This is a genomic window from Burkholderia sp. AU30280, assembly GCF_020420125.1.
GTDB lineage: Bacteria > Pseudomonadota > Gammaproteobacteria > Burkholderiales > Burkholderiaceae > Burkholderia.
The window spans coordinates 37,883-58,642 of record NZ_JAIZRY010000010.1 but is presented as its reverse complement, the minus strand read 5'-3'; the positions used below and the strand labels follow the sequence as shown (position 1 = coordinate 58,642).

Sequence of the window (20,760 nt, the reverse complement as noted above, 5' to 3'; positions counted from 1 at the left end):
TCCGGCCCGCGCCGCCGCAAAGCGGCGCGGTTTCCCGGTTACGCCGAGAACGCCCGGATCATCCCTGCGGCAACCGTGTGATGCGTCGCCTCGTCGATCAGCACGAACGCGCCGGTACCCGGATGCGCGTCGTACGTGTCGCAAACGATCGGCTTCTGCAGCGTCAGCGCGACGCGGCCGATGTCGTTCATCTTCAGCTCGTGACGGTCGGTCGCGTGCGACAGCGTGTGCACGTCGAGCACCTGCTTGACACCGCCGATCTTCGCGAACACCGTGCTGGTGGTCTGCTTCAGCAGGTACTTGCGCTGCGACGACAACGGCGTCTCGTCGAACCAGCACAGATCGGCTTCGAGCTTCTTCGCCGGCGCGACCGGCTCGCCGGACGTGACGAACATGTCACCGCGCGACACGTCGACGTCTTCCTCGAGGCGGATCGTCACGGCCTGGCCCGCGTAGGCCTGCGGGACGGACGCCGTGCCGCCTGGCACCGGCGCGACGATCTCGGCGACCGTCGCCGTGCGGTTCGACGGCAGCACGACGATCTCGTCGCCGACCTTCACTTCACCCGACTCGATACGGCCCATGTAGCCGCGGAAATCGTCGGCCGAGCTGCCGTCCTGGCGCGCGACCCATTGCACCGGGAAGCGCAGCGCGTCGTGCGCCTGCGTCTCGACCGGCAGCGATTCGAGCACGTCGAGCAGCGGCTCGCCCGCGTACCACGGCATGCGCTCGCTCGCGCCGACGATGTTGTCGCCCTTCAGCGCCGACACCGGCACGAAGCGCACGTCGGCGAGGCCGAGCTGCTTCGCGAGTGTGACGTACGCATCGCGGATCTCGTTGAAGCGCGCTTCGCTGTAGTCGACGAGGTCCATCTTGTTGATCGCGACGATCACGTGCTGCAGCGCGAGCAGCTTGACGATCGCGCTGTGGCGCTTGGTCTGCGGCAGCAGGTCGGCCACGCCGTTCTCGACCGTCACGCGCGTCGCGTCGATCAGGATGATCGCCGCGTGCGCGGTCGATGCGCCCGTCACCATATTGCGCGTGTACTGCTCGTGGCCGGGCGTATCGGCGATGATGAACTTGCGCTTCGCGGTCGCGAAGTAGCGGTACGCGACGTCGATCGTGATGCCCTGCTCGCGCTCGGCTTCGAGACCGTCGGTCAGCAGCGCGAGATCGAGCTCGTCGCCGACCGTGCGCTTGTTCTTCGCACGCGACAGCGCGGACAGCTGGTCGGACAGCACGGCCTTGCTGTCGTACAGCAGGCGGCCGATCAGCGTGCTCTTGCCGTCGTCGACGCTGCCCGCGGTAATGAAACGCAGCACGCCGAGGTCTTCGGTGTTCTCGATGATGCTCATGATGTGAATGTCCTCGTGTGCCTCAGAAATAACCTTGCTTCTTGCGCTGTTCCATCGCGGCTTCGGAGGCCTGGTCGTCCATCCGGGTCGCGCCGCGCTCGGTGATCTCGGTCACCGCCGTCTCGGCGATGATCTTCTCGACGTCGTCCGCGTCGCTCTCGACCGGGCACGTGCAGGAAATGTCGCCGACGGTGCGGAAGCGCACCTGGGCGACTTCGCTCGTCTCGCCGTCACGCATCGGCGTGAGCGGCGTGACGGGCACGAGCAGCCCGTTGCGGCGCACGATCTCGCGCTCGTGCGCGTAATAGATCGACGGCAGCTCGAGGTTCTCGCGCGCGATGTACTGCCAAACGTCGAGCTCGGTCCAGTTCGAGATCGGGAACACGCGCAGGTGCTCGCCCTTGTGCAGGCGGGCGTTGTACAGGCTCCACAGTTCCGGGCGCTGTGCCTTCGGATCCCACTGGCCGAATTCGTCGCGGAACGAGAAGATGCGCTCCTTCGCACGCGCCTTCTCTTCGTCGCGGCGCGCGCCGCCGATCAGCGCGGTGTAGCCGTGCTGCTCGATCGTCTCGAGCAGCGTGACGGCCTGCGCGGCATTGCGCGAATCGGTTTCGCGGCGCAGCACGACCGTGCCGCGCTTGATCGAATCCTCGACGTGGCCGACGACCAGCTCGGCGCCGAGTTCTTTCGCGCGGCGATCGCGGAAGTCGATCACTTCTTCGTAGTTGTGGCCCGTGTCGATGTGCACGAGCGGGAACGGCAGCGTCGTCTTGCGGTTCGCGCCGAGGCCGAATGCTTTCAGTGCCAGATGCAGCACGACGACCGAATCCTTGCCGCCCGAGAACAACAGCGCCGGCTTGCTGCATTCGGCGACCAGTTCGCGCAGGATGTGGATCGACTCGGCTTCGAGCCAGTCGAGGTGGCCCATGCGGCTGTCGGCACCGGCGGGCGGGGCAAAGGCGGATTGCTCGAGCGTCGTGCTCATGTTTTCAGTCCTTCTCTTCTGGGTTCGTGCCGCCCGCTGTCGCAGGCGGCGCAATAGTCAGTTTCTTGTCAGGCTTTCAGTGCGTGGCGCCGGCTTCCGCGGAAATCGGCGTGATCGTCGTGATGTGCAGCCCGCATTCCTTCGTATCGCGGGACTCCCACCACCAGCGGCCCGCGCGGCTGTCCTCGCCGGGACGGATCGCCCGCGTACACGGCTCGCAGCCGATACTCGGGTAGCCGCGCGCATGCAGCGGGTTCACCGGCACGTCAAACGCCTCAAGGTACGCCCACACATCGCTCTCGGTCCAGTCAGCGAGCGGATTGTACTTCGCGATCCCGCGCGCTTCGTCCTGTTCTTCCTCGTGCAGCTCGGCACGCGTGACCGACTGCTCGCGGCGCTGGCCCGTGACCCATGCGCCGACGTCCGCGAGCGCGCGATTCAGCGGCTCGACCTTGCGGATGTGGCAGCACGACTTGCGCAGTTCGACGCTCTCGTAGAACGCGTTCAGGCCGTGCTCCGCAACATACTGGTCGACCGCATCCTGCTGCGGATGGAACTGCTCGATCTCGTAGCCGTAGCGCTCGCGCACGCGGTCGATCATGCCGAGCGTTTCCGCGTGCAGGCGGCCCGTGTTCAGCGAGAAGATGCCGATTCGCACGCCCTTCGACAGGATCGCATGCGTGAGCAGCATGTCTTCCGCCGCGAGGCTGCTCGCGAACTTCACCTTCTCGTGACGGGCACCGATCTGCGCGAGCAGCGCGTCGAGGCGCTCGACCTTCGCGGCGAGCTCCGGCGTCAGCGTGGTGGCGGTCGCGGTGCTCATGCGCCCACCTTCGCTTCTGCCGACGCGGCGCGGCGGCGGAACAGCGGTTCGGGCTGGTCGAACGCGCCCTGATAACGCTGCGTGAATTCCGTGAACGCATTCAGCGCGTCGTGGATGTCCTTGTCGGCGCGCACCGCGAATGCGTCGAAGCCGCAGCGCGACATGTACAGCAACTGGTCGCGCAGCACGTCGCCGATCGCGCGCAGCTCGCCCGTCCAGCCGTGGCGCTCGCGCAGCAGGCGCGCGATGCTGTAGCCGCGGCCGTCCGCGAAGCGCGGGAAGTCGACGGCAACCAGCGAAATCGCACCGAAATCGGCCGCGAGATCGGCCGGCTCGCTGTCCGGCGCGAGCCACACGCCGAGCTCGTCCTTCGTCTTCGCGGCGACGAGCGCGGCGCGCTCGGCCTGCCACAACGCGAACGGCACCAGCACCTTGCCGGCCGGCAACGCGTCGACCGCGGGCAGTGCACCGTCTTCCGCCGCGCGCACGACCTGCCATGCATCGTCGATCACAGCACGGTTCTTGATAATCGAAGCCATCTGCTAATTCCTTGTACCCGGTTGGTTACGCGTTCACTGCCTGGCGCGCCGCATACACGCGCTCCTTGAACGGCGTGATGCCGATGCGGTCGTACGTCTCGACGAAGCGCTCGCCGTCGATGCGCGATTCGACGAACGTGTCGATCAGCTTCGCGATCACGTCGGGCACTTCTTCCGCCGAGAACGACGGCCCGATCACGCGGCCGAGGCGCGCGCCGTTCCGGCCCGTGCCCTGCTCGCCGCCGAGCGACACCTGGTACCACTCGGCGCCGTCCTTGTCGACACCGAGGATGCCGATGTTGCCGACGTGGTGGTGACCGCACGAGTTCATGCAACCGGAAATGTTCAGCGACAGGTCGCCGAGGTCGTACACATAGTCGAGATCGTCGAAACGCTGCTGGATCGCCAGCGCGATCGGGATCGACTTCGCGTTCGCGAGCGAGCAGAAATCGCCGCCCGGACACGCGATGATGTCGGTCAGCAGGCCGATGTTCGGCGTCGCGAAGCCGGCTGCCTTCGCCTTTTCCCACAGCGCGAACAGGTCGCGCTTCTTCACGTTCGCGAGAATCAGGTTCTGCTCGTGCGACACGCGCAGTTCGCCGAACGAGTACGCGTCGGCCCAGTCGGCCACCAGATCCATCTGCTGGTCGGTCGCGTCGCCCGGCGCGACACGGTGATCCTTCAGCGACAGCGTGACGGCTGCATAGCCGGCCACCTTGTGCGGCGCGACGTTACGTTCGACCCAGCGCGCGAACGCCTTGTTCTCGAGCAGGTGCTGTTCGAACGATGCGTCGGTATCGGCCAGCTTCTCGTAGACGGGCGGCTGGAAGTACTGCGACACGCGGTCGACTTCCGCCTGCGTGAGCGTCGACGGGCCGTCCTTCAGGTGCTGCCACTCTTCCTCGACCTGCTGCGCGAACTTCGCGGGCGACAGCGCCTTCACGAGGATCTTGATGCGCGCCTTGTACAGGTTGTCGCGGCGGCCGTAGCGGTTGTACACGCGCAGCACGGCTTCGCAATACGTGAGCAGGTGCTGCCACGGCAGGTCTTCCTTGATCACCGCGCCGATGATCGGCGTACGGCCGAGGCCGCCGCCCGCGAGGATGCTCGCGACCACCTCGCCCTGCGCGTTCTTCTTCAGGTACACGCCGAGGTCGTGGATCTGCACGGCCGCGCGGTCGTGCGTCGAGCCCGACACCGCGATCTTGAACTTGCGCGGCAGCCACGCGAATTCGGGATGGAACGTCGACCACTGGCGCAGGATTTCCGACCACGGACGCGGATCGATCTCCTCGTCCTGGGCGACGCCCGCGAACTGGTCCGCCGTGATGTTGCGGATGCAGTTGCCCGAGGTCTGGATGCCGTGCATCTGCACCGACGCGAGCTTCGCGAGGATCTCGGGCGTGTCTTCGAGCTGGATCCAGTTGAACTGGATGTTCGAGCGGGTCGAGAAGTGGCCGTAGCCGCGGTCGTGTTCGCGGGCGATGCGCGCCAGCATCCGGAGCTGGTCGCTGCGCAGGTTGCCGTACGGAATCGCGATGCGGTGCATGTACGCGTGGCGTTGCATGTACAGGCCGTTCTGCAGACGCAGCGGACGGAACTCGTCTTCGCTCAGCTCGCCCGACAGGCGGCGGCGCACCTGATCGCGGTACTGCGCGACACGCTCGTCGACGATCGTCTGGTCGTATTGGTCGTACTGATACATTCGGGGACCCCAGGGGTTTTCGTGGTGACCGCGCGACGTCCTAGCCACGTCGCGCCCGAATCTCCGTTGCGTCGTCACTGCCGCCATCCGCTGCCGGGTGGATTGCTAATGACGAAAACAGATATCCATATTTGAAAAACTCCGGTGAATCGTAATAAACTCGCCTTATATTTCAAACGACTAAAAAATTCTGTTGATATGCGGAAGGGTTATAAATGAACCTGCACCAATTTCGCTTCGTGCGCGAGGCCGTCCGGCAGAATTTCAATCTCACCGAGGCCGCCAAGGCGCTCTACACGTCGCAACCGGGGGTATCGAAGGCGATCATCGAGCTCGAGGACGAGCTGGGCGTGGAGATCTTCACGCGGCACGGCAAGCGCGTGCGCTCGCTCACCGAGCCGGGCAGGATCATCCTCGCGTCGGTCGAGCGGATTCTCCAGGAGGTTGAAAGCCTTAAAAGGGTCGGGAAGGATTACGCGGCACAGGATCAGGGCAACCTGACCATCGCCGCGACCCACACGCAGGCCCGCTACTCGCTGCCGGCCGCGATCGCCGAGTTCAAGAAGCGCTTCCCGAAGGTGCACCTGTCGATCCTGCAGGGCAGCCCGACGCAGGTGGCCGAGATGGTGATCCACGACCAGGCCGATCTCGCGATCGCGACCGAGGCGATCTCCGACTACAAGGAACTCGTGTCGCTGCCCTGCTTCCAGTGGCACCACGCGGCCGTCGTACCGGCCGACCACCCGTTGCTCGAACGCAAGCCGGTCACGCTCGACGATCTCGCGCAGTACCCGCTGATCACGTACGACGATGCGTTCGCGGGCCGCAAGAAGATCAACCATGCGTTCGCGCTGCGCGGACTGTCGCCGGACATCGTGCTCGAGGCGATCGACGCCGACGTGATCAAGACCTACGTCGAACTCGGCCTCGGCGTCGGCATCATGGCGGACATCGCGTTCAATCCCGAGCGCGACCGCAGCCTGCGGCTGATCCCGGTCGGCCACCTGTTCGGCAGCAACGTGACGCGCGTCGCGCTCAAGCAGGGTGCCTACCTGCGCAGCTATGTGTATACGCTCGTCGAACTGCTGTCGCCGACGTTGAACCGCAAGCTGATCGAGCAGGCGCTCAAGGGCGAATCCGAATCGTACGAACTCTGAGCGGCGTGTATAAACACGGGGGCGCACATCGCGCCCCTTTTTGCTGTCCGACGGAGAATTCCGCATGACGCTTACCGCCCTGTTGCGCCGCGCCGCTGCCGGCGCCCTCGTACTGGCCTGCGCCACCGCGCATGCCGACCTGAAGGTCGGCGTCGACCTGTCGTCGACCGGCCCCGCCGCCGCGATCGGCATCACGAGCAAGAACGCGATCCTGATGTGGCCGAAGACGATCGCCGGTCAGCCCGTCCAGGTGACGGTGCTCGACGATGCGTCCGACCCGGGCACCGCGGTGCGCAACATCCGCAAGCTGGTCGACGAGGATCATGTCGACGTCGTGGTCGGGCCGAACATCACGCCGGCCGCGCTCGCGGCGCTCGATGCGGTGGCCGCCGGGCAGACGCCGATGATTACGCTGGTCGGCTCCGGCGCGATCGTCGAGCCGCAGGAAGGCGCGCGGACCTGGGCATTCAAGATGGCGCAGAGCGACCGGGCGATGGCCGACGTGATGACGCGCTACATGGCCAACCACGGCGTGAAGACGGTCGGCTTCATCGGCTTCGCGGACAGCTATGGCGACAGCTGGCTGAACGAGTTCACGCGCTTCGCGGACCTGCGCAAGATCCGCGTCGTCGCGACCGAGCGTTTCAACCGCACCGACGCGAGCGTCACGGGCCAGGCGCTGAAGCTGATCGCGGCGAAGCCCGACGCGATCCTGATCGCGGGCTCCGGCACGCCGGCCGTACTGCCGCAACGCACGCTGATCGAACGCGGCTACAAGGGCCCGGTCTACCAGACGCACGGGATCGCGACACCGGAATTCATCAAGCTTGGCGGCAAGGACGTCGACGGGACGCTGTTCCCGACCCAGCCGGTGGTCGTCGCGCGCACGCTGCCGGCCGATCATCCGGCCCGCAAGGCGGCGCTCGCGTTCGTCGACGCATACGAGGCGAAGTACGGCGCCGGCACGGTCACGCAGTTCGCGGGAGACGCCGCGGGCGTCTACCCGCGCCTCGCCGACGCGGTCGGCCGCGCGTTGAAGGCAGCGCAGCCCGGCACGCCCGCGTTCCGCGCGGCGCTGCGGCGCGAGCTGGAACGCGCGCACGAGCTCGTCGTGCCGAACGGCGTCGTCAACACGAGCGACAAGGATCATGTGGGGCTCGACCAGCGCGCGAGCGTGATGGGAATCGTCAAGCAGGGCCGGTTCGTCTACCTGAGCCAGTGACGTATGTGCCGGGCAACCGGGTAGCTTGCCCGGCGTCGGAATTGCGGGCATAATCCGCGTTTCGCCGCGCACAATCGCATGCGCGGACAGGATCAAGCCCAGGTGGTGAAATTGGTAGACGCAGGGGACTCAAAATCCCCCGCCGCAAGGCGTGCCGGTTCGATTCCGGCCCTGGGCACCAGCATTCTCGCAGCGTGACGCGCTGCGCCTCCCGAAACCCGCGCAAGCTCGCCGCTTCGCGGGTTTTTTGTTTTTGCCGTGTGCGCCGCAGCGCGTGCGCGCCCAGTGTCGGCTGCCGATCCGCTACGCGCCGGCCACATCGGCGCGCATCAGCCTTGCCCGCAGAACCCGAGAATCGCGTCGGCGACCGCCGCCGGCGCCTCGCGCTGCGGAAAATGGCCGACGCCGTCCAGCACCTGCCGCGCGTAGCGCCCCGCGAAGAACTGCTCGCGCCGAGCCGAGCTGTCCGGATGATTGCAGGCGTCCGCGCCGCCGTGCAGCACGAGTGTCGGCAGCGCCAGCACCGGCGCGGGATTCAGGCGTGCGTCGTCATCGGCATAGGCCGGCGTGCCCGGTGCGAATCCCCACCGATGCCGGTACGAATGCAGGACGACGTCGAGCCAGTCGGGCCCGTCGAACGCGGTGGCGGCCGCCTCGAAATCGCTGTCGCGATACCAGCCCGGCGGCGACCACGTATCCCACATCAAGCGGGCAAACGCGCGACGATCGTCGCGCAACGCCTGCTCGCCGCGCGGCGTCGCCATGAACCAGTGATACCAGTAGTTGCGCGCCTGCTGCAGCGACAGCGGCTGCCCCGGATCGTTGGTGCCGTACCCGACCGACAGCATCACGAGATGGGATGCGGCGCCATCGCGCAGCCCGCACGCGTTCGCGGCCGCCCGCGCGCCCCAGTCGTGCCCGACCAGCACGGGCCGCTCGATGCCAAGCACATCGACGAAGTCGAGCAGGTCGCGCCCGAGCGCCGCAAGCTGGCCGCTACGCGGCGCGGATGCGTCGCGAAAGCGGGTCGGCGCAAAGCCGCGCAGTGCGGGAGCGAGCACCCGGTAGCCGCGCGCAGCGAGTGCGGCCGCCACGGCGTTCCAGCCGACCGGGCTGTCCGGCCAGCCGTGCAGCAGCACGGCCACGTGTTCGCCGCGCGGGTTCCATTCGAGATAGGCAATGTCGAGCGACGCGGTCGTCGCATGCGCATAGGTCGTCATCGTGCACTCCGTGGGGTCGATCCGAGTACACGATGGTAGGCCAGTCTTTCATCACGATTCATTGAGTATCATTGTTCATTCTTCGAATATGGCGTTGAATCGATCCATGGAACCGCTGACTGATCCCGCGTCGACGTCACTCGACATCACGCTGCTGCGCACCTTCCTCGAAGTCGTCGACAGCCGCGGGTTCGCGCCGGCCGCCGAACGGCTCGCGCTGACGCCGTCGGCCGTCAGCGGCCACATCAAGCGGCTCGAACAGGCGGCCGGCACGGTGCTGCTCGCGCGCACGACACGCCGCGTCGCGCTTACGCCAGCCGGCGACACGCTGTACGCATACGCGCGCAACATCGTCGACATGGAGCGCGAAGTGCGCGCGAGGCTGCGCGGCGCGCCGGCGCACGGGCCGCTGCGGGTCGGCGCGTCGGAAGATTTCGCGGGCGCGTGGCTGCCGCGGGTGCTGCGCACGTTTCGCGACCGCCACCCGCGCACGTCGATCGAGCTGAAGGTCGGCATCACCGCGTCCCTGCTGCGCGAGCAGACGCTCGGCCGGCTCGACGTCGTGTTCGGCAAGCAGTGCCGGCAGGTCGACACGCCAGGCGAACTGCTGTGGGAAGAACCGCTCGTGTGGGCGTTCGCGTCGGATCGCACACTCGACGCCGGCGACGACGTGCCGCTCGCGCTGTTTCCGCAACCATGCGTCTATCGGGAGGCCGCCGTCGCGGCACTTGCCGCTGCACTGCGGCCGTTCCGCGTGCTGTTCGAGAGCAGCAGCATGGCCGGCTGCGTGTCGGCCGCGCTCGCGGGTTTCGCGGTCACCGCACTGGCGCGCAGCCAGCTGCGCGACGGCCTGCGCGAATGCGGGCCACAGGACGGTCTGCCGGCGCTGCCGGCCGCGCGCTTCTACGCGTTCGCGGCGAAACCGGACGGAGCCGGCGCGGCATTGATCGATGCGGTGCGGGAAACCGGGCGCAGCCGGCGGTTCGCGGCGCCGGCAGACTGAAACAAGCGCGTCGGTATGCGGCGCACATCAACCGACCCGATCAGTCGCCTTCCGCGCCCTTCCCGGCCGCTGCCCCGGTCAACGCGTCCGCCATCAGTTCCCCGAACCAATCGACGAATGCATTGAGCCGGCGCGACCGGTGCCGCCGGTGCGGGTACACGGCCGACACGTCCATCGGCTCGGCGCGGTGGCCGGGCATCACGTCGACGAGCGCGCCGCTGTCGAGCAGATGTTCGACGTCGAAGCGCGGAATCTGGATCAGTCCCATCCCGGCGATACAGCTGGCGATATAGGTTTCGGCGTTGTTGACGATCACGCGGCTCGGCAGTGTCAGCGTGTGCCGCTCGCCGTCCACCCAGTATTCCCACCCGAGCTCGCGCCCGGTCGTCGGCGACGCATAGCCGATCGCCCAGTGCCCGCGCGCGAGCGCATCCGGATGCTCGGGCACGCCGCATTCGCGCAGGTAGTCGGGGCTCGCGCAGTTGATCAGCGTGAACTGCCCGAGCGGCCGCACGACGAGGCTGCTGTCCGCAAGCCGCCCCACGCGGATCGCGCAGTCGACGCCTTCCTGCACGAGATCGATCGAACGATCCGTCGAACCAAGCGACAGTTGCAGCTTCGGGTACCGGCGAAACAGCGACGGCAGCGCGGGCGCGACCACGCGGCGCGCGATCCGGCTCGGCACGTCGACGTTCAACCGGCCGATCACGTCGCGGTCGCGGCGGCGGAACAGGCGATCGAGTTCGTCGGCCTCGGCGAGCAGGCGCCGGCCGCGTTCGAGCAGCAGCGCGCCGTCGGCGGTCAGTTGCACCTGACGTGTCGTGCGGTGCAAGAGACGTGTACCGAGCCCCGTCTCCAGCTGCTGAACAGCCGCCGACACGGTCGCGCGCGGCACGTCGAGCGCATGCGCGGCCTTGATGAAGCTGCCCATCTCGGCAACCTGCAGGAAGATTCTGACCTGATCCAGCTTGTCCATCGGCAGGGAACGTAGATTCGGACGAATGCCGCCGCCAGCCGTCGCGCGTCGCGCGTCGCGGCGAGGTCCGGTGGCACCAAGAAAACGGGCGCGCAGCCGCGAGGCCACGCGCCCGTCCATTGTCCACGCAAACGCGCCATTGCGGTGCGCCGCGCGGCCCGTTGCCGGGTCGGTTACTTGGTCGTATAGCCGCCGTTGATCAGGATCGTCTGGCCCGTGATCCACCAGCCGTCGGTGACGAGATGGCGGATGAACGGCACGACGTCCTCGATGTCGGTCAGGCCCGTCTTGCTGAACGGCGACAGCGCGGCCGCCGTCTTGTGATACGCGACCGCATCGGCGCCTTCGGCCGGGTAGAAGAACGGCGTGTCCATCGGGCCCGGCCCGACGGCCGTCACCGAGATCCCGCGCGCGCCGTATTCCTTCGACGCCGCGCGCGTGAAATGCTCGACCGGCGCCTTCGACCCTTCGTACGCCGCATAAAACGGCGTGAACGCGCCGAGCAGCGACGTCACGAGCGTGACGAGCTTGCCGTGATCCTCGAGGTGCCGCCCCGCTTCCTTGATGAAGAAGAACGCCGACTTGCTGTTGACCGCGAACATGTCGTCATACTCGGCCTCGCTGATCTCGGTGAACGGCTTCTTCAGCACCTTGCCGACCGTGTTGATCGCGATGTCGATCTTGCCGAAGCGCTGCTTCGCGTCGTCGAACAGTTTCTCGACCGCGGCGGCCGTCGTCAGGTCGCCCTGGAACGTTGCGGTTTCCGCGCCGGCCGCACGCACCGCGGCAGCCGTCTCCTCGGCCTGCGCCTGCGATGCGGCACTGTTGTAGTGAATCGCCACGGCCTTCGCGCCGTGGCTCGCCAGATCCCGCGCGATCAGGCCGCCGAGATTCTTTGCGCCGCCTGCGATCAGGACGACCTTGCCTGCGAGCGTATGAGTTGCCACGGTTGACTCCTTTTCTCGTTGAACGAAGCTTGGAGTGTAGGCACGCGCGACGCACCGGTCAGCCGGTCGCGACTGGATGGATTATCCAGAAAAACGATCCAATCGAAGCGCGGCAGTGCGGCCTGCCGCACCGACAATCGCGCCGGAATCTGCAACCGATGAATTGTGCCAATGCCGGCCGGCTCAGCGCGCGTACAGCGTCGCGTCGATCTTGCCGAGCAGCCATTGCATGCCGGCCAGATGCTGCTGGTCGTGGCTGCACAGGTAGTGGACGAGCCCGCGCACGGTCAGCGAACCGTAGCCGTCGAACACCCCGGTGCGCGCGAACTGTTCGGGCGTGAGGCGCGACACGAGCTCCAGCGTCTCGCGCCGCGCTTCGCGGATCGCCGCGAGCACGTCGGACGCATACGCGTCGTTGTAGCGGCGCTCGATCGCGAGCGCGTCGCCATCGATCGACGCGAGCAGCGGCCGGTCTTCGTCGAGCATCCGCCGCAGCCGCACGTGATAACCGTCGATCTCGATGTCGCGCACGTGGCAGAGCTGCCCGAGCGGCGAAAAATGCTCGCTCGGAATCCCGGCCCAGTCGTCGGGCGTCCAGCGCGCGTAGCCGTCGGGTACGGCCGCGAAATGGGCTTCGAGCAGACGGGGGAAATCGGCGAGTGCGTCGAGCGTCGTCGGATTCATGCGGGACTCCCTGTCGGATAGGAGCGGCGGCAGCCCTGGCACGGGCCTGCCGCCGCCGTTGCGTCACTTCACGCTGAAGCCGTACGCGCCCTGCGTGCGGTGCCCGTCGGTCGCGACGGCCACCCACTTCACCGTATAGGCGCCCGTGCCGACCGCCATGAGCGGCACCGTCATCCGCTTGCGGTTCGACGCGTCGATGCGCGCGCGGCCGTCCGACACCGTCTTGCCGCCGCCGTCGACCACGACGATCGAGCTGAACGCCGGCTCCAGCGGCTCGGTGAAGTCGATCGTGACGGCGGCGGGTGCGGCATCCACCGCCGCGCCCGCCGCCGGGTCGCTCTTCGCGAGGTGCGCGTGCGCGAACGCGGCCGACGATACGGTCGCGGCAACGATGACGGCGGCCGCCTTGCGGCCGAACGGGAACGTGGCAAAGGGCATGGACTCTCCGTGAAGAATGAACGGGCGCCGCGCAGCGTACCGGCAGCTTACCAGCGCATGCGCGTTCACGCCGGGCGCGCGCCATCGCTTGATAGAATGCGCGCGCTATGGATCTCGAAAGCATTCTCTACACCCAGGGCTTCGGCTCGCGCCGCCAGTGCCGCGGCCTGATCGAAGCGGGCCGCGTCACCGTGGCGGGCGCCAGCGCGACCGACCCCGACGCCGGCTTCGATACCGACGGCCTCGTATTCTCGGTCGACGATACGGCGTGGCCGTTCCACGCGCGCGCGTATCTCGCGCTCAACAAGCCGGCCGGCTACGAGTGTTCGCGCGATCCGCAACACCACGCGAGCGTGTTCAGCCTGCTGCCCGCGCCGCTCGTCGCGCGCGGCGTGCAGTGCGTCGGTCGTCTCGACCAGGACACGACGGGCCTGCTGCTGCTGTCCGACGACGGCCAGTTCGTGCACGCGTACACGTCGCCGAAGCGCAAGGTGCCGAAGACCTACGTGGCGACCGTGCGCCACCCGCTCGACGACACGCAGCTGAACATGCTGCGCACCGGCGTGCAGCTGCACGGCGAGCCGAAGCCGATCGCGGCGGTCGCCGCCGACGCGCGCGACACGCACGCGCTCGTGCTGACCGTCCTCGAAGGCAAGTATCACCAGGTCAAGCGCATGGTCGCGGCGGCGAGCAATCGCGTCGAAGCGCTGCATCGCGAAAGCATCGGCGGCTTCGCGCTGCCGGGCGATCTTGCACCGGGTGCGTGGCGCTGGCTCGATGGCGCCGACCTTTCAGCGCTGCGCAATCCCGTCAAAACCCTGTAAGGGAAAATCCGCACGACCGTTCGACGTCCGGCCGCATCTCGGCCGCATGTTCCCCCGCTATACTCGAATCACAAGCTGTACGAGCAGCGATGCAGGGGAGACATCATGAACATCAACCATTCTTTTGAACTGTCGTACGTGACGATCGCGTTCGCGGTCGTCGGTGTCATCGTGATCGGCGGGCTGCTGGCCGCGATGCACCTGAAGCACAAATATCATCCGAACCTGATTGGCGCGCTGATCGGCGCGCTGTTGTGCTTCCTGCTGATCGAGGCGTTACCGGCGCTGACCTGACGCGCTGCCCGGCGCGAGCGTTTGAAGGAAATCGTCTACGGTCGGATAGCGCAACGTCACGCACAATTCGGCCTTCAGCCGTGCATTGGACAGGCGCCGCGACTCGCGCATGAACGACAGCAGTGTCGGTTCGAGCTGACGCTCGGCGTCCGCGCGGCTGACGCGTGGCGGCCTCGGCAGGCCGAGCACTTGCGCGACCCGGTCGAAATACTCTCCCATCCGCAGTTCGCTGTCGTCCGACGCATGCACGGCGCGCGCCGGCTTGCCCCGCTCGGCCGCGCGGCGCAGGATCGCCGCGAGATCGTCCGCGTGGATGTGGTTCGTGTAGACGTCGTCGGCCGGTTCGAGCGCCGGCGTGCCGCGCTCGAGCCGTGCGACCGGCAGACGGTTTGCCGCGTAGATGCCCGGAATGCGCACGATGCGTGCGGACAGCACGCCGCGCACCGTCGCCGCACGCAGTTGCCGCTCGGCCGACACGCGCCGGAACGCGCGCGGATTCGCGGGGCGCAGCGGATGCGTCTCGTCGATGCGCGCGCCACCGCAGTCGCCGTAAACGCCCGTCGTACTGGCGTAGACGAGCCTCGGCGCATAAAGGCCGTCGGGTACAATACGCGCTGCCCGAACGGGCGCGCCGGCCTGTCGGGCAGCGGTGCGCAGCGTTCGGAGCCGGCCGACCGCCGGTGCCGGCGGCACCGGTGGCCGTCGTGCAGGCACGGTCGTTGCGGCGATCAGCGCACGTGTGCGCCGGTCGTCGCGGCCATCGGACTGCGGCGGTGCGAGATGCAGGATCGTGCGGGCCAGACCCGCGAGGCGGCCGAGCGTCGCCCGGCGGTCGAGATCGCCGACGATCGGTGTCGCGCCCGCGGCGCGCAGTTCGTCGCGGCGGGCCGGATGGCTCGTCAGCGCGAAGACCCGCAGGTTGCGGCGCGTGTCGCGCCATTGCGCGACGCAGCGCATGCCGACGTCGCCACAGCCGACGATCAGTGCGCGCGGCCGGCGCAGGATTCGAGTCGCGATCATGTTGGTTGCGAAATCAGTAGCCACCGTTGCGCGACGCGCAACGGGTTTGCATTGTAGCTGCCGTGCTCGACATGCACGGTCCCCACATTTTGTTCTAGTTTGGTTCTATGGCATTCAACGTCACTCTCAAGCAAAGCGGCCGGCAATTCCAGGTCGAGTCGGACGAAACCGTGCTGGCCGCTGCGCTGCGCCAGAACGTCCACCTGCCGTACGGCTGCAAGAACGGCGCGTGCGGCTCATGCAAGGGCCAGATCGTGTCGGGCCAGATCGAACAGGGCCCGCACGCCGCGTCGGCACTGTCCAACGACGAGCGCACGCGCGGCCTCGCGCTGCTGTGCTGCTCGAAGGCGCAGTGCGACCTCGAGATCGACGTGCGTGAGATCGCCGGCGTCGACGGCGTGCAGGTCAAGAAGCTGCCGTGCCGGATCGCCGCACTCGAGCGCAAGGCCGACGACGTGATGGTCGTGAAGCTCCAGTTGCCCGCCAACGAACGCCTGCAGTATCTCGCGGGCCAGTACGTCGAGTTCATCCTGAAGGACGGCTCGCGCCGCAGCTACTCGATGGCGAACGCGCCGCACGAGGAGGGCCCGATCGAGCTGCATATCCGCCACATGCCGGGCGGCAAGTTCACCGACCACGTGTTCGGCGCGATGAAGGAGCGCGACATCCTGCGCTTCGAAGGCCCGCTCGGCACGTTCTTCCTGCGCGAAGATTCCGACAAGCCGATCGTGCTGCTCGCATCGGGCACGGGCTTCGCACCGATCAAGGCGATCATCGAGCACGTGAAGCACACGGGCATCACGCGCCCGATGACGCTCTACTGGGGCGCGCGCCGCAAGAAGGACATCTACCTCGGCGAGCTCGCCGAGCAGTGGGCGCGCGAGATTCCGAACTTCAAGTACGTGCCGGTGCTCTCCGAGCCGGACGCCGGCGACCAGTGGACGGGCCGCACCGGCTTCGTCCATCGCGCGGTGATCGAGGACCTCCCCGATCTGTCCGGCCACCAGGTGTATGCATGCGGCGCGCCGGTGATGGTCGAATCCGCGCAGCGCGATTTCACGCAACACCACGCGCTGCCGGCCGACGAGTTCTACGCGGACTCGTTCACGAGCGCCGCCGACCTCGCACATCCGGTCTAAAGCCCGCACATCCGCGTACGGCACTGCGCGCCGCGATGTCACATCCATGGCATCGCGGCGGTTTACAGTCAGGTGCGGGATGCCTTATGCTTGCGCACATGAACTGCTTCCTGTCCGCCCTTCGACGTCGCCGCTCGCCGCTCCGCCCGGATGCCGCAGGCTCGTCACGGACTCGCGCGTAACCCCCACACTGCTTCACCGGTTACGCACAAGCTGTTCGACCCACCAGCCACGGCCTTCCGTGGCTTTTTTATTGCCCGTTTTCCGTCCACCCTCCGCTGGAGTCTGCTGCCATGCCCCTGAACGATTATCCGATCGACTCGCTGATGTACATCACGAACCGCCCCGACATCGTGTTTACGCACGGAAAGGGTTCGTGGCTCTACGATCACACGGGCAAGCGCTATCTGGACTTCATCCAGGGCTGGGCCGTCAACAGCCTCGGCCACTGCAACGAAGGCATCGTCGAAGCGCTGAAGACGCAGGCGGAAAAGCTGCTGAACCCGTCTCCCGCGTTCTACAACGAACCTATGGCAAAGCTCGCGGGCCTGCTCACGCAGCACAGCGTGTTCGACAAGGTGTTCTTCACGAACAGCGGCGCGGAAGCGAACGAAGGCGCGATCAAGCTCGCACGCAAGTGGGGCCGCAAGTTCAAGAACGGCGCGTACGAGATCATCACGTTCGACCACAGCTTCCACGGCCGCACGCTCGCGACGATGTCGGCCAGCGGCAAGCCGGGCTGGGACACGATCTACGCACCGCAGGTGCCGGGCTTCCCGAAGGCCGAGCTGAACGACATCAACTCGGTCGAGAAGCTGATCACCGACAAGACCGTCGCGGTGATGCTCGAGCCGATCCAGGGCGAAGGCGGCGTGATTCCGGCCACGCGTGAATTCATGCAGGCGTTGCGCGCACTGACGAAGCAGCACAACCTGCTGCTGATCGTCGACGAAGTGCAGAGCGGCTGCGGCCGTGCAGGCACGCTGTTCGCATACGAGCTGTCCGGCATCGAGCCGGACGTCATGACGCTCGCGAAAGGCATCGGCGGCGGCGCCCCGCTCGGCGCGCTTCTGTCGAAGGCCGAGGTCGCGGTGTTCGAGGCCGGCGACCAGGGCGGCACGTACAACGGCAACCCGCTGATGACGGCGGTCGGCTATTCGGTGATCTCGCAGCTCGTCGCGCCGGGCTTCCTCGAAGGTGTGCGTGCGCGCAGCGAATACCTGAAGCGCAAGCTGCTCGAGCTGTCGGAAGAGCGTGGCTTCGAAGGCGAACGCGGCGAAGGCCTGCTGCGCGCGCTGCTGCTCGGCAAGGACATCGGCCCGCAGATCGTCGAGAAGGCGCGCGACATGCAGCCCGACGGCCTGCTGCTGAACGCCGCGCGGCCGAACCTGCTGCGCTTCATGCCCGCACTGAACGTGACGACCGAGGAAATCGACCAGATGATGGCGATGCTGCGGTCGGTTCTCGACACGCTCTAAGGAGAGCCCGCAAATGAATGCCGTCGCCGATGCTGTCGCCATCCGCCCGTTCGAACGCGCCGACACCGATGCAGTGCTCGCGGTATGGCGCGACGCGTTCCCGCAGTACGAAGACGCCGACGCGCCACCGCACCGCAATCCGCTGCGATCCATCGAGCTGAAGGTCGCGACGCAGCCGGAACTGTTCTTCGTCGCGACCAGCGGCGCACGCGTGGTCGGCACGCTGATGGCGGGTTTCGACGGGCATCGCGGCTGGCTCTACTCGTTCGGCGTATCGAACGACGCGCGGCGGCTCGGCATCGGCCGTGCACTGATCGCGCATGCGGAACGCGCGCTCGCCGCGCGCGGCTGCCTGAAGGTCAATCTTCAGGTCCTGCCCGGCAACGACGATGCGTGCCGCTTCTACGCGGCGCTCGGCTATCGCGTCGAGGAACGCATCTCGTTCGGCAAGACGCTGCCGGCCGCATGAAGCGAAGGCCGGCAGCCCGCCACTTCAGCGGGTAATCGGCCCCGCGCCCGGCAGCGGATTGCCGAGCGCGTCGGTCGGCACGGCCTGCTGCTCGAACGCGGCGAAATACGCGGCCCACTGCGTGTCGCTCACGCGCACGATCAGCGCTCCGTCCTGCCAGATGTCGTTGTGGTCGTTGTGGTCGTCGCCTGCGCGATGCAGGTAGGTCGAACCGGTCGAACCCTGGTTCATGTGCGTGTCGTGGATGCCGTTGCCTTCGGCATACGAGCGGCCGAACACGACGACATCGAGCCCCTGCGACTGCGCGGCGTTCACCAGCCGCAGCAGCGACGGGATCGGCTCCTGATTCTCCGTGCCGTCCATCACGGCGCTCGGGCGCCACGCGCCCGTTTCGTTCAGGATGTCGCTGCGCAGGTAGTCGAGCGCGGGCAGCGCGGCCTGCCCCGTCAGGTCCGTATAGCCTTCGGCGGCGGCCGCGAGGGTCTGCGTGATCGGGTGGTGGAAATCGTAGACGAGCTTGTAGTTCAGCAGGTCGTCCGCGTCGTTGGTGCCGACGTTGATCGCGACGTCCCAGTCGCCGCCGGGCAACGCCAGCGTCAGGTGGATGTGATATTGGATCTCGCTGCCGTGCGGCGAGCCCTTCAGCGTCGCCACCGATGTCACCTTCGCCTTCACGAAACCGTAGTCCAGACTCATGCGTGCTCTCCGTGTCCCGATGGGCCATCGATGCTACACGGCCCGTGTGTCGGTTTGCGGGCGACCGGCAACGGGCGGCCGCCCCATCGTTCCCGCGCCGCTTGCGCGGCGCACCAGTCGAATGGAGTCGCACTCGCACGCACAAGTTCGATCCGAATCTCATGACACGAAAAAAAGGCTGTCACGGCATCCCGTGACAGCCTTTCGAAAGCCCGTGTGCGGCGTGCCCGGCACCTGCCGTCGCACACCACCGGGCCCGCTCATTCACTCACTCATTCACCCAGGTACGCGGCACGCACCTTCGGATCGTCGAGCATCTGCTTCGCATCACCTTCCATCGTGACCGTGCCCGAATCCATCACGTAGCCGCGGTCGGCCGCCTGCAGCGCGAGACGCGCGTTCTGCTCGACGAGCAGCACCGTGATGCCCTCCTTCGAGATTTCACGCACCACTTCGAAGATCTTCTCGACCATGATCGGCGACAGGCCCATCGACGGCTCGTCGAGCAGCAGCAGCTTCGGCTTCGAGAGGATCGCGCGCGACATCGCCAGCATCTGCTGCTCGCCGCCCGACAGCGTGCCCGCGAGCTGCGTCGCACGCTCCTTCAGGCGCGGGAAGAAGCCGAACATGCGGTCGACGTCCTTCTTGATCTGCTCGGTGTCGTTGCGCAGGTACGCGCCCATCTGCATGTTCTCGATGATCGACATCCGCGCGAAGATCCCGCGACCTTCCGGCACCATCGCGAGGCCTCGCTTGAGCAGCTCGTGCGTCGGAATGCCCCTGATCGACTTGCCGTCGTACTCGATGTCCCCTGCCGAATACGCCTTGAGACCCGTGATCGCCTTCATCGTCGTGGTCTTGCCTGCGCCGTTCGCGCCGATCAGCGTCACGAGCTCGCCCTGACGAACTTCCATGTCAACGCCCTTGACGGCCTGGATGCCGCCGTAGTTGACCTGCAAGCCCTTGATTTTCAACATTGCCGCTGCCATCAGTGCACCCCTGCGCCGAGATATGCCTCAATCACCTTCGGATTCTTCTGCACGTCCTGCGGCAGACCCTCGGCGATCACCTTGCCGTAATCGAGCACCGTCATCCGGTTGCACAGCCCCATCACGAGCTTCACGTCGTGCTCGATCAGGAGAATCGTGCGGCCGTCCGAGCGGATCTTGTCGAGCAGGCGCGTGAGTTCGACCTTCTCGGTCGCGTTCATCCCGGCCGCCGGCTCGTCGAGCGCGAGCAGCTTCGGATCGGTCGCCAGCGCGCGCGCGATCTCGAGACGGCGCTGGTGGCCATACGACAGGTTGCGCGACGTGTAGTCCGCGTACTGCAGCACGCCGACGTATTCGAGCAGCTCGATCGCGCGTTCCTTGATCTCGCGCTCCTCCTGGCGTTCGGCCGGCGTCTGGAACACCGCGCCGAGCAGCCCGTGCTTGGTGCGCACGTGGCGGCCCACCATCACGTTCTCGAGGGCCGTCATCCCGCCGAACAGGCGGATGTTCTGGAACGTGCGCGCGATACCCGTCTTCGCGACCTGATGCACCGCGGTCGGCTTGTATTCCGTGCCGTCAAGCTTGAACTCGCCGGAGTCCGGCGTGTAGAGGCCCGTGATCACGTTGAAGAACGTCGTCTTGCCGGCGCCGTTCGGGCCGATCAGCCCGTAGATCTCGCCTTCCTTGATCTCGAGGCCGACGTCGGACAGCGCCTGCAGGCCACCGAAGCGCTTGTTCACGCCTTTGACGGACAGTCGGATTTGTTTGTCGCTCATGTGTGTATCCCCAGTGTCCGT

At 66.9% G+C, this 20,760-nt stretch carries 22 protein-coding genes and 1 tRNA gene; 9 read left to right on the top strand and 14 right to left on the bottom strand.

All coding sequences use genetic code 11. The features are described 5' to 3' along the window. Nucleotides 1–38: 38 nt before the first annotated feature. The 5 genes from LGN17_RS22790 to LGN17_RS22770 form a co-directional block, all read right to left on the bottom strand. A complete protein-coding gene (locus LGN17_RS22790; protein ID WP_226198734.1) occupies nt 39–1,355 on the bottom strand; it encodes a sulfate adenylyltransferase subunit 1 in 1,317 nt (438 codons plus the stop codon). A gap of 22 nt (nt 1,356–1,377) precedes the next feature. Next, the gene (gene cysD / locus LGN17_RS22785) at nt 1,378–2,340 is read right to left on the bottom strand and encodes a sulfate adenylyltransferase subunit CysD (RefSeq protein WP_226198733.1); all 963 of its coding nucleotides are present in this window, start codon (nt 2,338–2,340) and stop codon (nt 1,378–1,380) included. Between the two features lie 76 nt (nt 2,341–2,416). Continuing rightward, complete coding sequence (locus tag LGN17_RS22780; RefSeq protein ID WP_226198732.1) at nt 2,417–3,163, bottom strand: phosphoadenylyl-sulfate reductase; 747 nt, start codon at nt 3,161–3,163, stop codon at nt 2,417–2,419. Continuing rightward, nucleotides 3,160–3,702, bottom strand: coding sequence for a DUF934 domain-containing protein (locus tag LGN17_RS22775; RefSeq protein WP_226198731.1), 543 nt, complete (start codon nt 3,700–3,702; stop codon nt 3,160–3,162). Before LGN17_RS22775 ends, LGN17_RS22780 begins: the two co-directional genes overlap by 4 nt. Nucleotides 3,703–3,727: 25 nt before the next feature. Beyond that, nucleotides 3,728–5,407 (bottom strand): nitrite/sulfite reductase, encoded by a 1,680-nt coding sequence (locus LGN17_RS22770; protein WP_175971236.1) that lies wholly within the window; start codon nt 5,405–5,407, stop codon nt 3,728–3,730. Between the two features lie 215 nt (nt 5,408–5,622). On the opposite strand from LGN17_RS22770, the gene LGN17_RS22765 reads away from it, so the two are divergent. From LGN17_RS22765 to LGN17_RS22755, 3 genes are all read left to right on the top strand, one after another. Then, nucleotides 5,623–6,564 (top strand): CysB family HTH-type transcriptional regulator, encoded by a 942-nt coding sequence (locus tag LGN17_RS22765; protein WP_046544612.1) that lies wholly within the window; start codon nt 5,623–5,625, stop codon nt 6,562–6,564. A gap of 64 nt (nt 6,565–6,628) precedes the next feature. Continuing rightward, the gene (locus tag LGN17_RS22760; RefSeq protein WP_226198730.1) at nt 6,629–7,786 is read left to right on the top strand and encodes an ABC transporter substrate-binding protein; all 1,158 of its coding nucleotides are present in this window, start codon (nt 6,629–6,631) and stop codon (nt 7,784–7,786) included. A 96-nt stretch (nt 7,787–7,882) separates the two neighbouring features. Continuing rightward, nucleotides 7,883–7,967: transfer RNA gene (locus LGN17_RS22755), tRNA-Leu, on the top strand. A 148-nt stretch (nt 7,968–8,115) separates the two neighbouring features. On the opposite strand, the gene LGN17_RS22750 is transcribed toward LGN17_RS22755, so the two are convergent. Continuing rightward, nucleotides 8,116–9,006: an alpha/beta fold hydrolase gene (locus tag LGN17_RS22750; protein WP_226198729.1), complete on the bottom strand. Its 891-nt coding sequence runs from the start codon at nt 9,004–9,006 to the stop codon at nt 8,116–8,118. Between the two features lie 106 nt (nt 9,007–9,112). On the opposite strand from LGN17_RS22750, the gene LGN17_RS22745 reads away from it, so the two are divergent. Further along, nucleotides 9,113–10,009 carry a LysR family transcriptional regulator gene (locus LGN17_RS22745; protein ID WP_226198728.1) on the top strand — a complete coding sequence of 299 codons (897 nt, stop codon included), beginning with the start codon at nt 9,113–9,115 and terminating at the stop codon, nt 10,007–10,009. 40 nt (nt 10,010–10,049) lie between these two features. Here LGN17_RS22745 and LGN17_RS22740 read toward each other — a convergent pair whose 3' ends face one another. From LGN17_RS22740 to copC, 4 genes are all read right to left on the bottom strand, one after another. Beyond that, nucleotides 10,050–10,985 (bottom strand): LysR family transcriptional regulator, encoded by a 936-nt coding sequence (locus LGN17_RS22740; RefSeq protein WP_226198727.1) that lies wholly within the window; start codon nt 10,983–10,985, stop codon nt 10,050–10,052. A gap of 173 nt (nt 10,986–11,158) precedes the next feature. Beyond that, nucleotides 11,159–11,932 carry an SDR family oxidoreductase gene (locus LGN17_RS22735; protein ID WP_226198726.1) on the bottom strand — a complete coding sequence of 258 codons (774 nt, stop codon included), beginning with the start codon at nt 11,930–11,932 and terminating at the stop codon, nt 11,159–11,161. Between the two features lie 183 nt (nt 11,933–12,115). Beyond that, nucleotides 12,116–12,616: a DinB family protein gene (locus LGN17_RS22730; protein WP_226198725.1), complete on the bottom strand. Its 501-nt coding sequence runs from the start codon at nt 12,614–12,616 to the stop codon at nt 12,116–12,118. Between the two features lie 63 nt (nt 12,617–12,679). Further along, nucleotides 12,680–13,054, bottom strand: a complete 375-nt coding sequence (copC, locus tag LGN17_RS22725; protein WP_226198724.1) for a copper homeostasis periplasmic binding protein CopC — start codon at nt 13,052–13,054, stop codon at nt 12,680–12,682. Between the two features lie 107 nt (nt 13,055–13,161). Here copC and LGN17_RS22720 point away from each other — a divergent pair, with 107 nt between their 5' ends. Together LGN17_RS22720 and LGN17_RS22715 are read left to right on the top strand one after the other, a co-directional pair. Further along, on the top strand, nt 13,162–13,878 hold the full coding sequence (locus LGN17_RS22720) for a pseudouridine synthase (RefSeq protein WP_226198723.1): 717 nt from the start codon (nt 13,162–13,164) through the stop codon (nt 13,876–13,878). A 105-nt stretch (nt 13,879–13,983) separates the two neighbouring features. Then, entirely contained in the window at nt 13,984–14,172 is a 189-nt protein-coding gene (locus LGN17_RS22715) for a hypothetical protein (protein ID WP_226198722.1), read from the top strand. Here LGN17_RS22715 and LGN17_RS22710 read toward each other — a convergent pair. Then, nucleotides 14,155–15,192 (bottom strand): NAD-dependent epimerase/dehydratase family protein, encoded by a 1,038-nt coding sequence (locus LGN17_RS22710; RefSeq protein ID WP_226198721.1) that lies wholly within the window; start codon nt 15,190–15,192, stop codon nt 14,155–14,157. The genes LGN17_RS22715 and LGN17_RS22710 overlap by 18 nt on opposite strands. 107 nt (nt 15,193–15,299) lie before the next feature. Here LGN17_RS22710 and LGN17_RS22705 point away from each other — a divergent pair, with 107 nt between their 5' ends. The 3 genes from LGN17_RS22705 (at nt 15,300) to LGN17_RS22695 (ending at nt 18,278) form a co-directional block, all read left to right on the top strand. Beyond that, entirely contained in the window at nt 15,300–16,331 is a 1,032-nt protein-coding gene (locus tag LGN17_RS22705) for a CDP-6-deoxy-delta-3,4-glucoseen reductase (protein WP_039368138.1), read from the top strand. A gap of 293 nt (nt 16,332–16,624) precedes the next feature. Next, nucleotides 16,625–17,809, top strand: a complete 1,185-nt coding sequence (locus LGN17_RS22700; RefSeq protein ID WP_096502305.1) for an acetylornithine transaminase — start codon at nt 16,625–16,627, stop codon at nt 17,807–17,809. Between the two features lie 13 nt (nt 17,810–17,822). Beyond that, entirely contained in the window at nt 17,823–18,278 is a 456-nt protein-coding gene (locus LGN17_RS22695; RefSeq protein WP_226198720.1) for a GNAT family acetyltransferase, read from the top strand. A gap of 24 nt (nt 18,279–18,302) precedes the next feature. Here the strand turns inward: LGN17_RS22695 and LGN17_RS22690 are convergent, their stop codons facing one another. The 3 genes from LGN17_RS22690 to LGN17_RS22680 form a co-directional block, all read right to left on the bottom strand. Beyond that, a complete protein-coding gene (locus LGN17_RS22690; protein ID WP_175950970.1) occupies nt 18,303–18,974 on the bottom strand; it encodes a DUF2278 family protein in 672 nt (223 codons plus the stop codon). 272 nt (nt 18,975–19,246) lie between these two features. After that, entirely contained in the window at nt 19,247–19,963 is a 717-nt protein-coding gene (locus LGN17_RS22685) for an ABC transporter ATP-binding protein (protein WP_175971225.1), read from the bottom strand. Further along, on the bottom strand, nt 19,963–20,739 hold the full coding sequence (locus LGN17_RS22680) for an ABC transporter ATP-binding protein (protein ID WP_011352945.1): 777 nt from the start codon (nt 20,737–20,739) through the stop codon (nt 19,963–19,965). The genes LGN17_RS22685 and LGN17_RS22680 overlap by 1 nt, the downstream gene beginning before the upstream one ends. Nucleotides 20,740–20,760 lie beyond the last annotated feature (21 nt).

Coding starts and splice junctions, on each gene's coding strand:
- LGN17_RS22790 (WP_226198734.1), bottom strand. CDS start 1,355: ATGAGCATCATCGAGAACACCGAAGACCTCGGCGTGCTGCGTTTCATT.
- cysD (WP_226198733.1), bottom strand. CDS start 2,340: ATGAGCACGACGCTCGAGCAATCCGCCTTTGCCCCGCCCGCCGGTGCC.
- LGN17_RS22780 (WP_226198732.1), bottom strand. CDS start 3,163: ATGAGCACCGCGACCGCCACCACGCTGACGCCGGAGCTCGCCGCGAAG.
- LGN17_RS22775 (WP_226198731.1), bottom strand. CDS start 3,702: ATGGCTTCGATTATCAAGAACCGTGCTGTGATCGACGATGCATGGCAG.
- LGN17_RS22770 (WP_175971236.1), bottom strand. CDS start 5,407: ATGTATCAGTACGACCAATACGACCAGACGATCGTCGACGAGCGTGTC.
- LGN17_RS22765 (WP_046544612.1), top strand. CDS start 5,623: ATGAACCTGCACCAATTTCGCTTCGTGCGCGAGGCCGTCCGGCAGAAT.
- LGN17_RS22760 (WP_226198730.1), top strand. CDS start 6,629: ATGACGCTTACCGCCCTGTTGCGCCGCGCCGCTGCCGGCGCCCTCGTA.
- LGN17_RS22750 (WP_226198729.1), bottom strand. CDS start 9,006: ATGACGACCTATGCGCATGCGACGACCGCGTCGCTCGACATTGCCTAT.
- LGN17_RS22745 (WP_226198728.1), top strand. CDS start 9,113: ATGGAACCGCTGACTGATCCCGCGTCGACGTCACTCGACATCACGCTG.
- LGN17_RS22740 (WP_226198727.1), bottom strand. CDS start 10,985: ATGGACAAGCTGGATCAGGTCAGAATCTTCCTGCAGGTTGCCGAGATG.
- LGN17_RS22730 (WP_226198725.1), bottom strand. CDS start 12,616: ATGAATCCGACGACGCTCGACGCACTCGCCGATTTCCCCCGTCTGCTC.
- copC (WP_226198724.1), bottom strand. CDS start 13,054: ATGCCCTTTGCCACGTTCCCGTTCGGCCGCAAGGCGGCCGCCGTCATC.
- LGN17_RS22720 (WP_226198723.1), top strand. CDS start 13,162: ATGGATCTCGAAAGCATTCTCTACACCCAGGGCTTCGGCTCGCGCCGC.
- LGN17_RS22715 (WP_226198722.1), top strand. CDS start 13,984: ATGAACATCAACCATTCTTTTGAACTGTCGTACGTGACGATCGCGTTC.
- LGN17_RS22710 (WP_226198721.1), bottom strand. CDS start 15,192: ATGATCGCGACTCGAATCCTGCGCCGGCCGCGCGCACTGATCGTCGGC.
- LGN17_RS22705 (WP_039368138.1), top strand. CDS start 15,300: ATGGCATTCAACGTCACTCTCAAGCAAAGCGGCCGGCAATTCCAGGTC.
- LGN17_RS22700 (WP_096502305.1), top strand. CDS start 16,625: ATGCCCCTGAACGATTATCCGATCGACTCGCTGATGTACATCACGAAC.
- LGN17_RS22695 (WP_226198720.1), top strand. CDS start 17,823: ATGAATGCCGTCGCCGATGCTGTCGCCATCCGCCCGTTCGAACGCGCC.
- LGN17_RS22690 (WP_175950970.1), bottom strand. CDS start 18,974: ATGAGTCTGGACTACGGTTTCGTGAAGGCGAAGGTGACATCGGTGGCG.
- LGN17_RS22685 (WP_175971225.1), bottom strand. CDS start 19,963: ATGGCAGCGGCAATGTTGAAAATCAAGGGCTTGCAGGTCAACTACGGC.
- LGN17_RS22680 (WP_011352945.1), bottom strand. CDS start 20,739: ATGAGCGACAAACAAATCCGACTGTCCGTCAAAGGCGTGAACAAGCGC.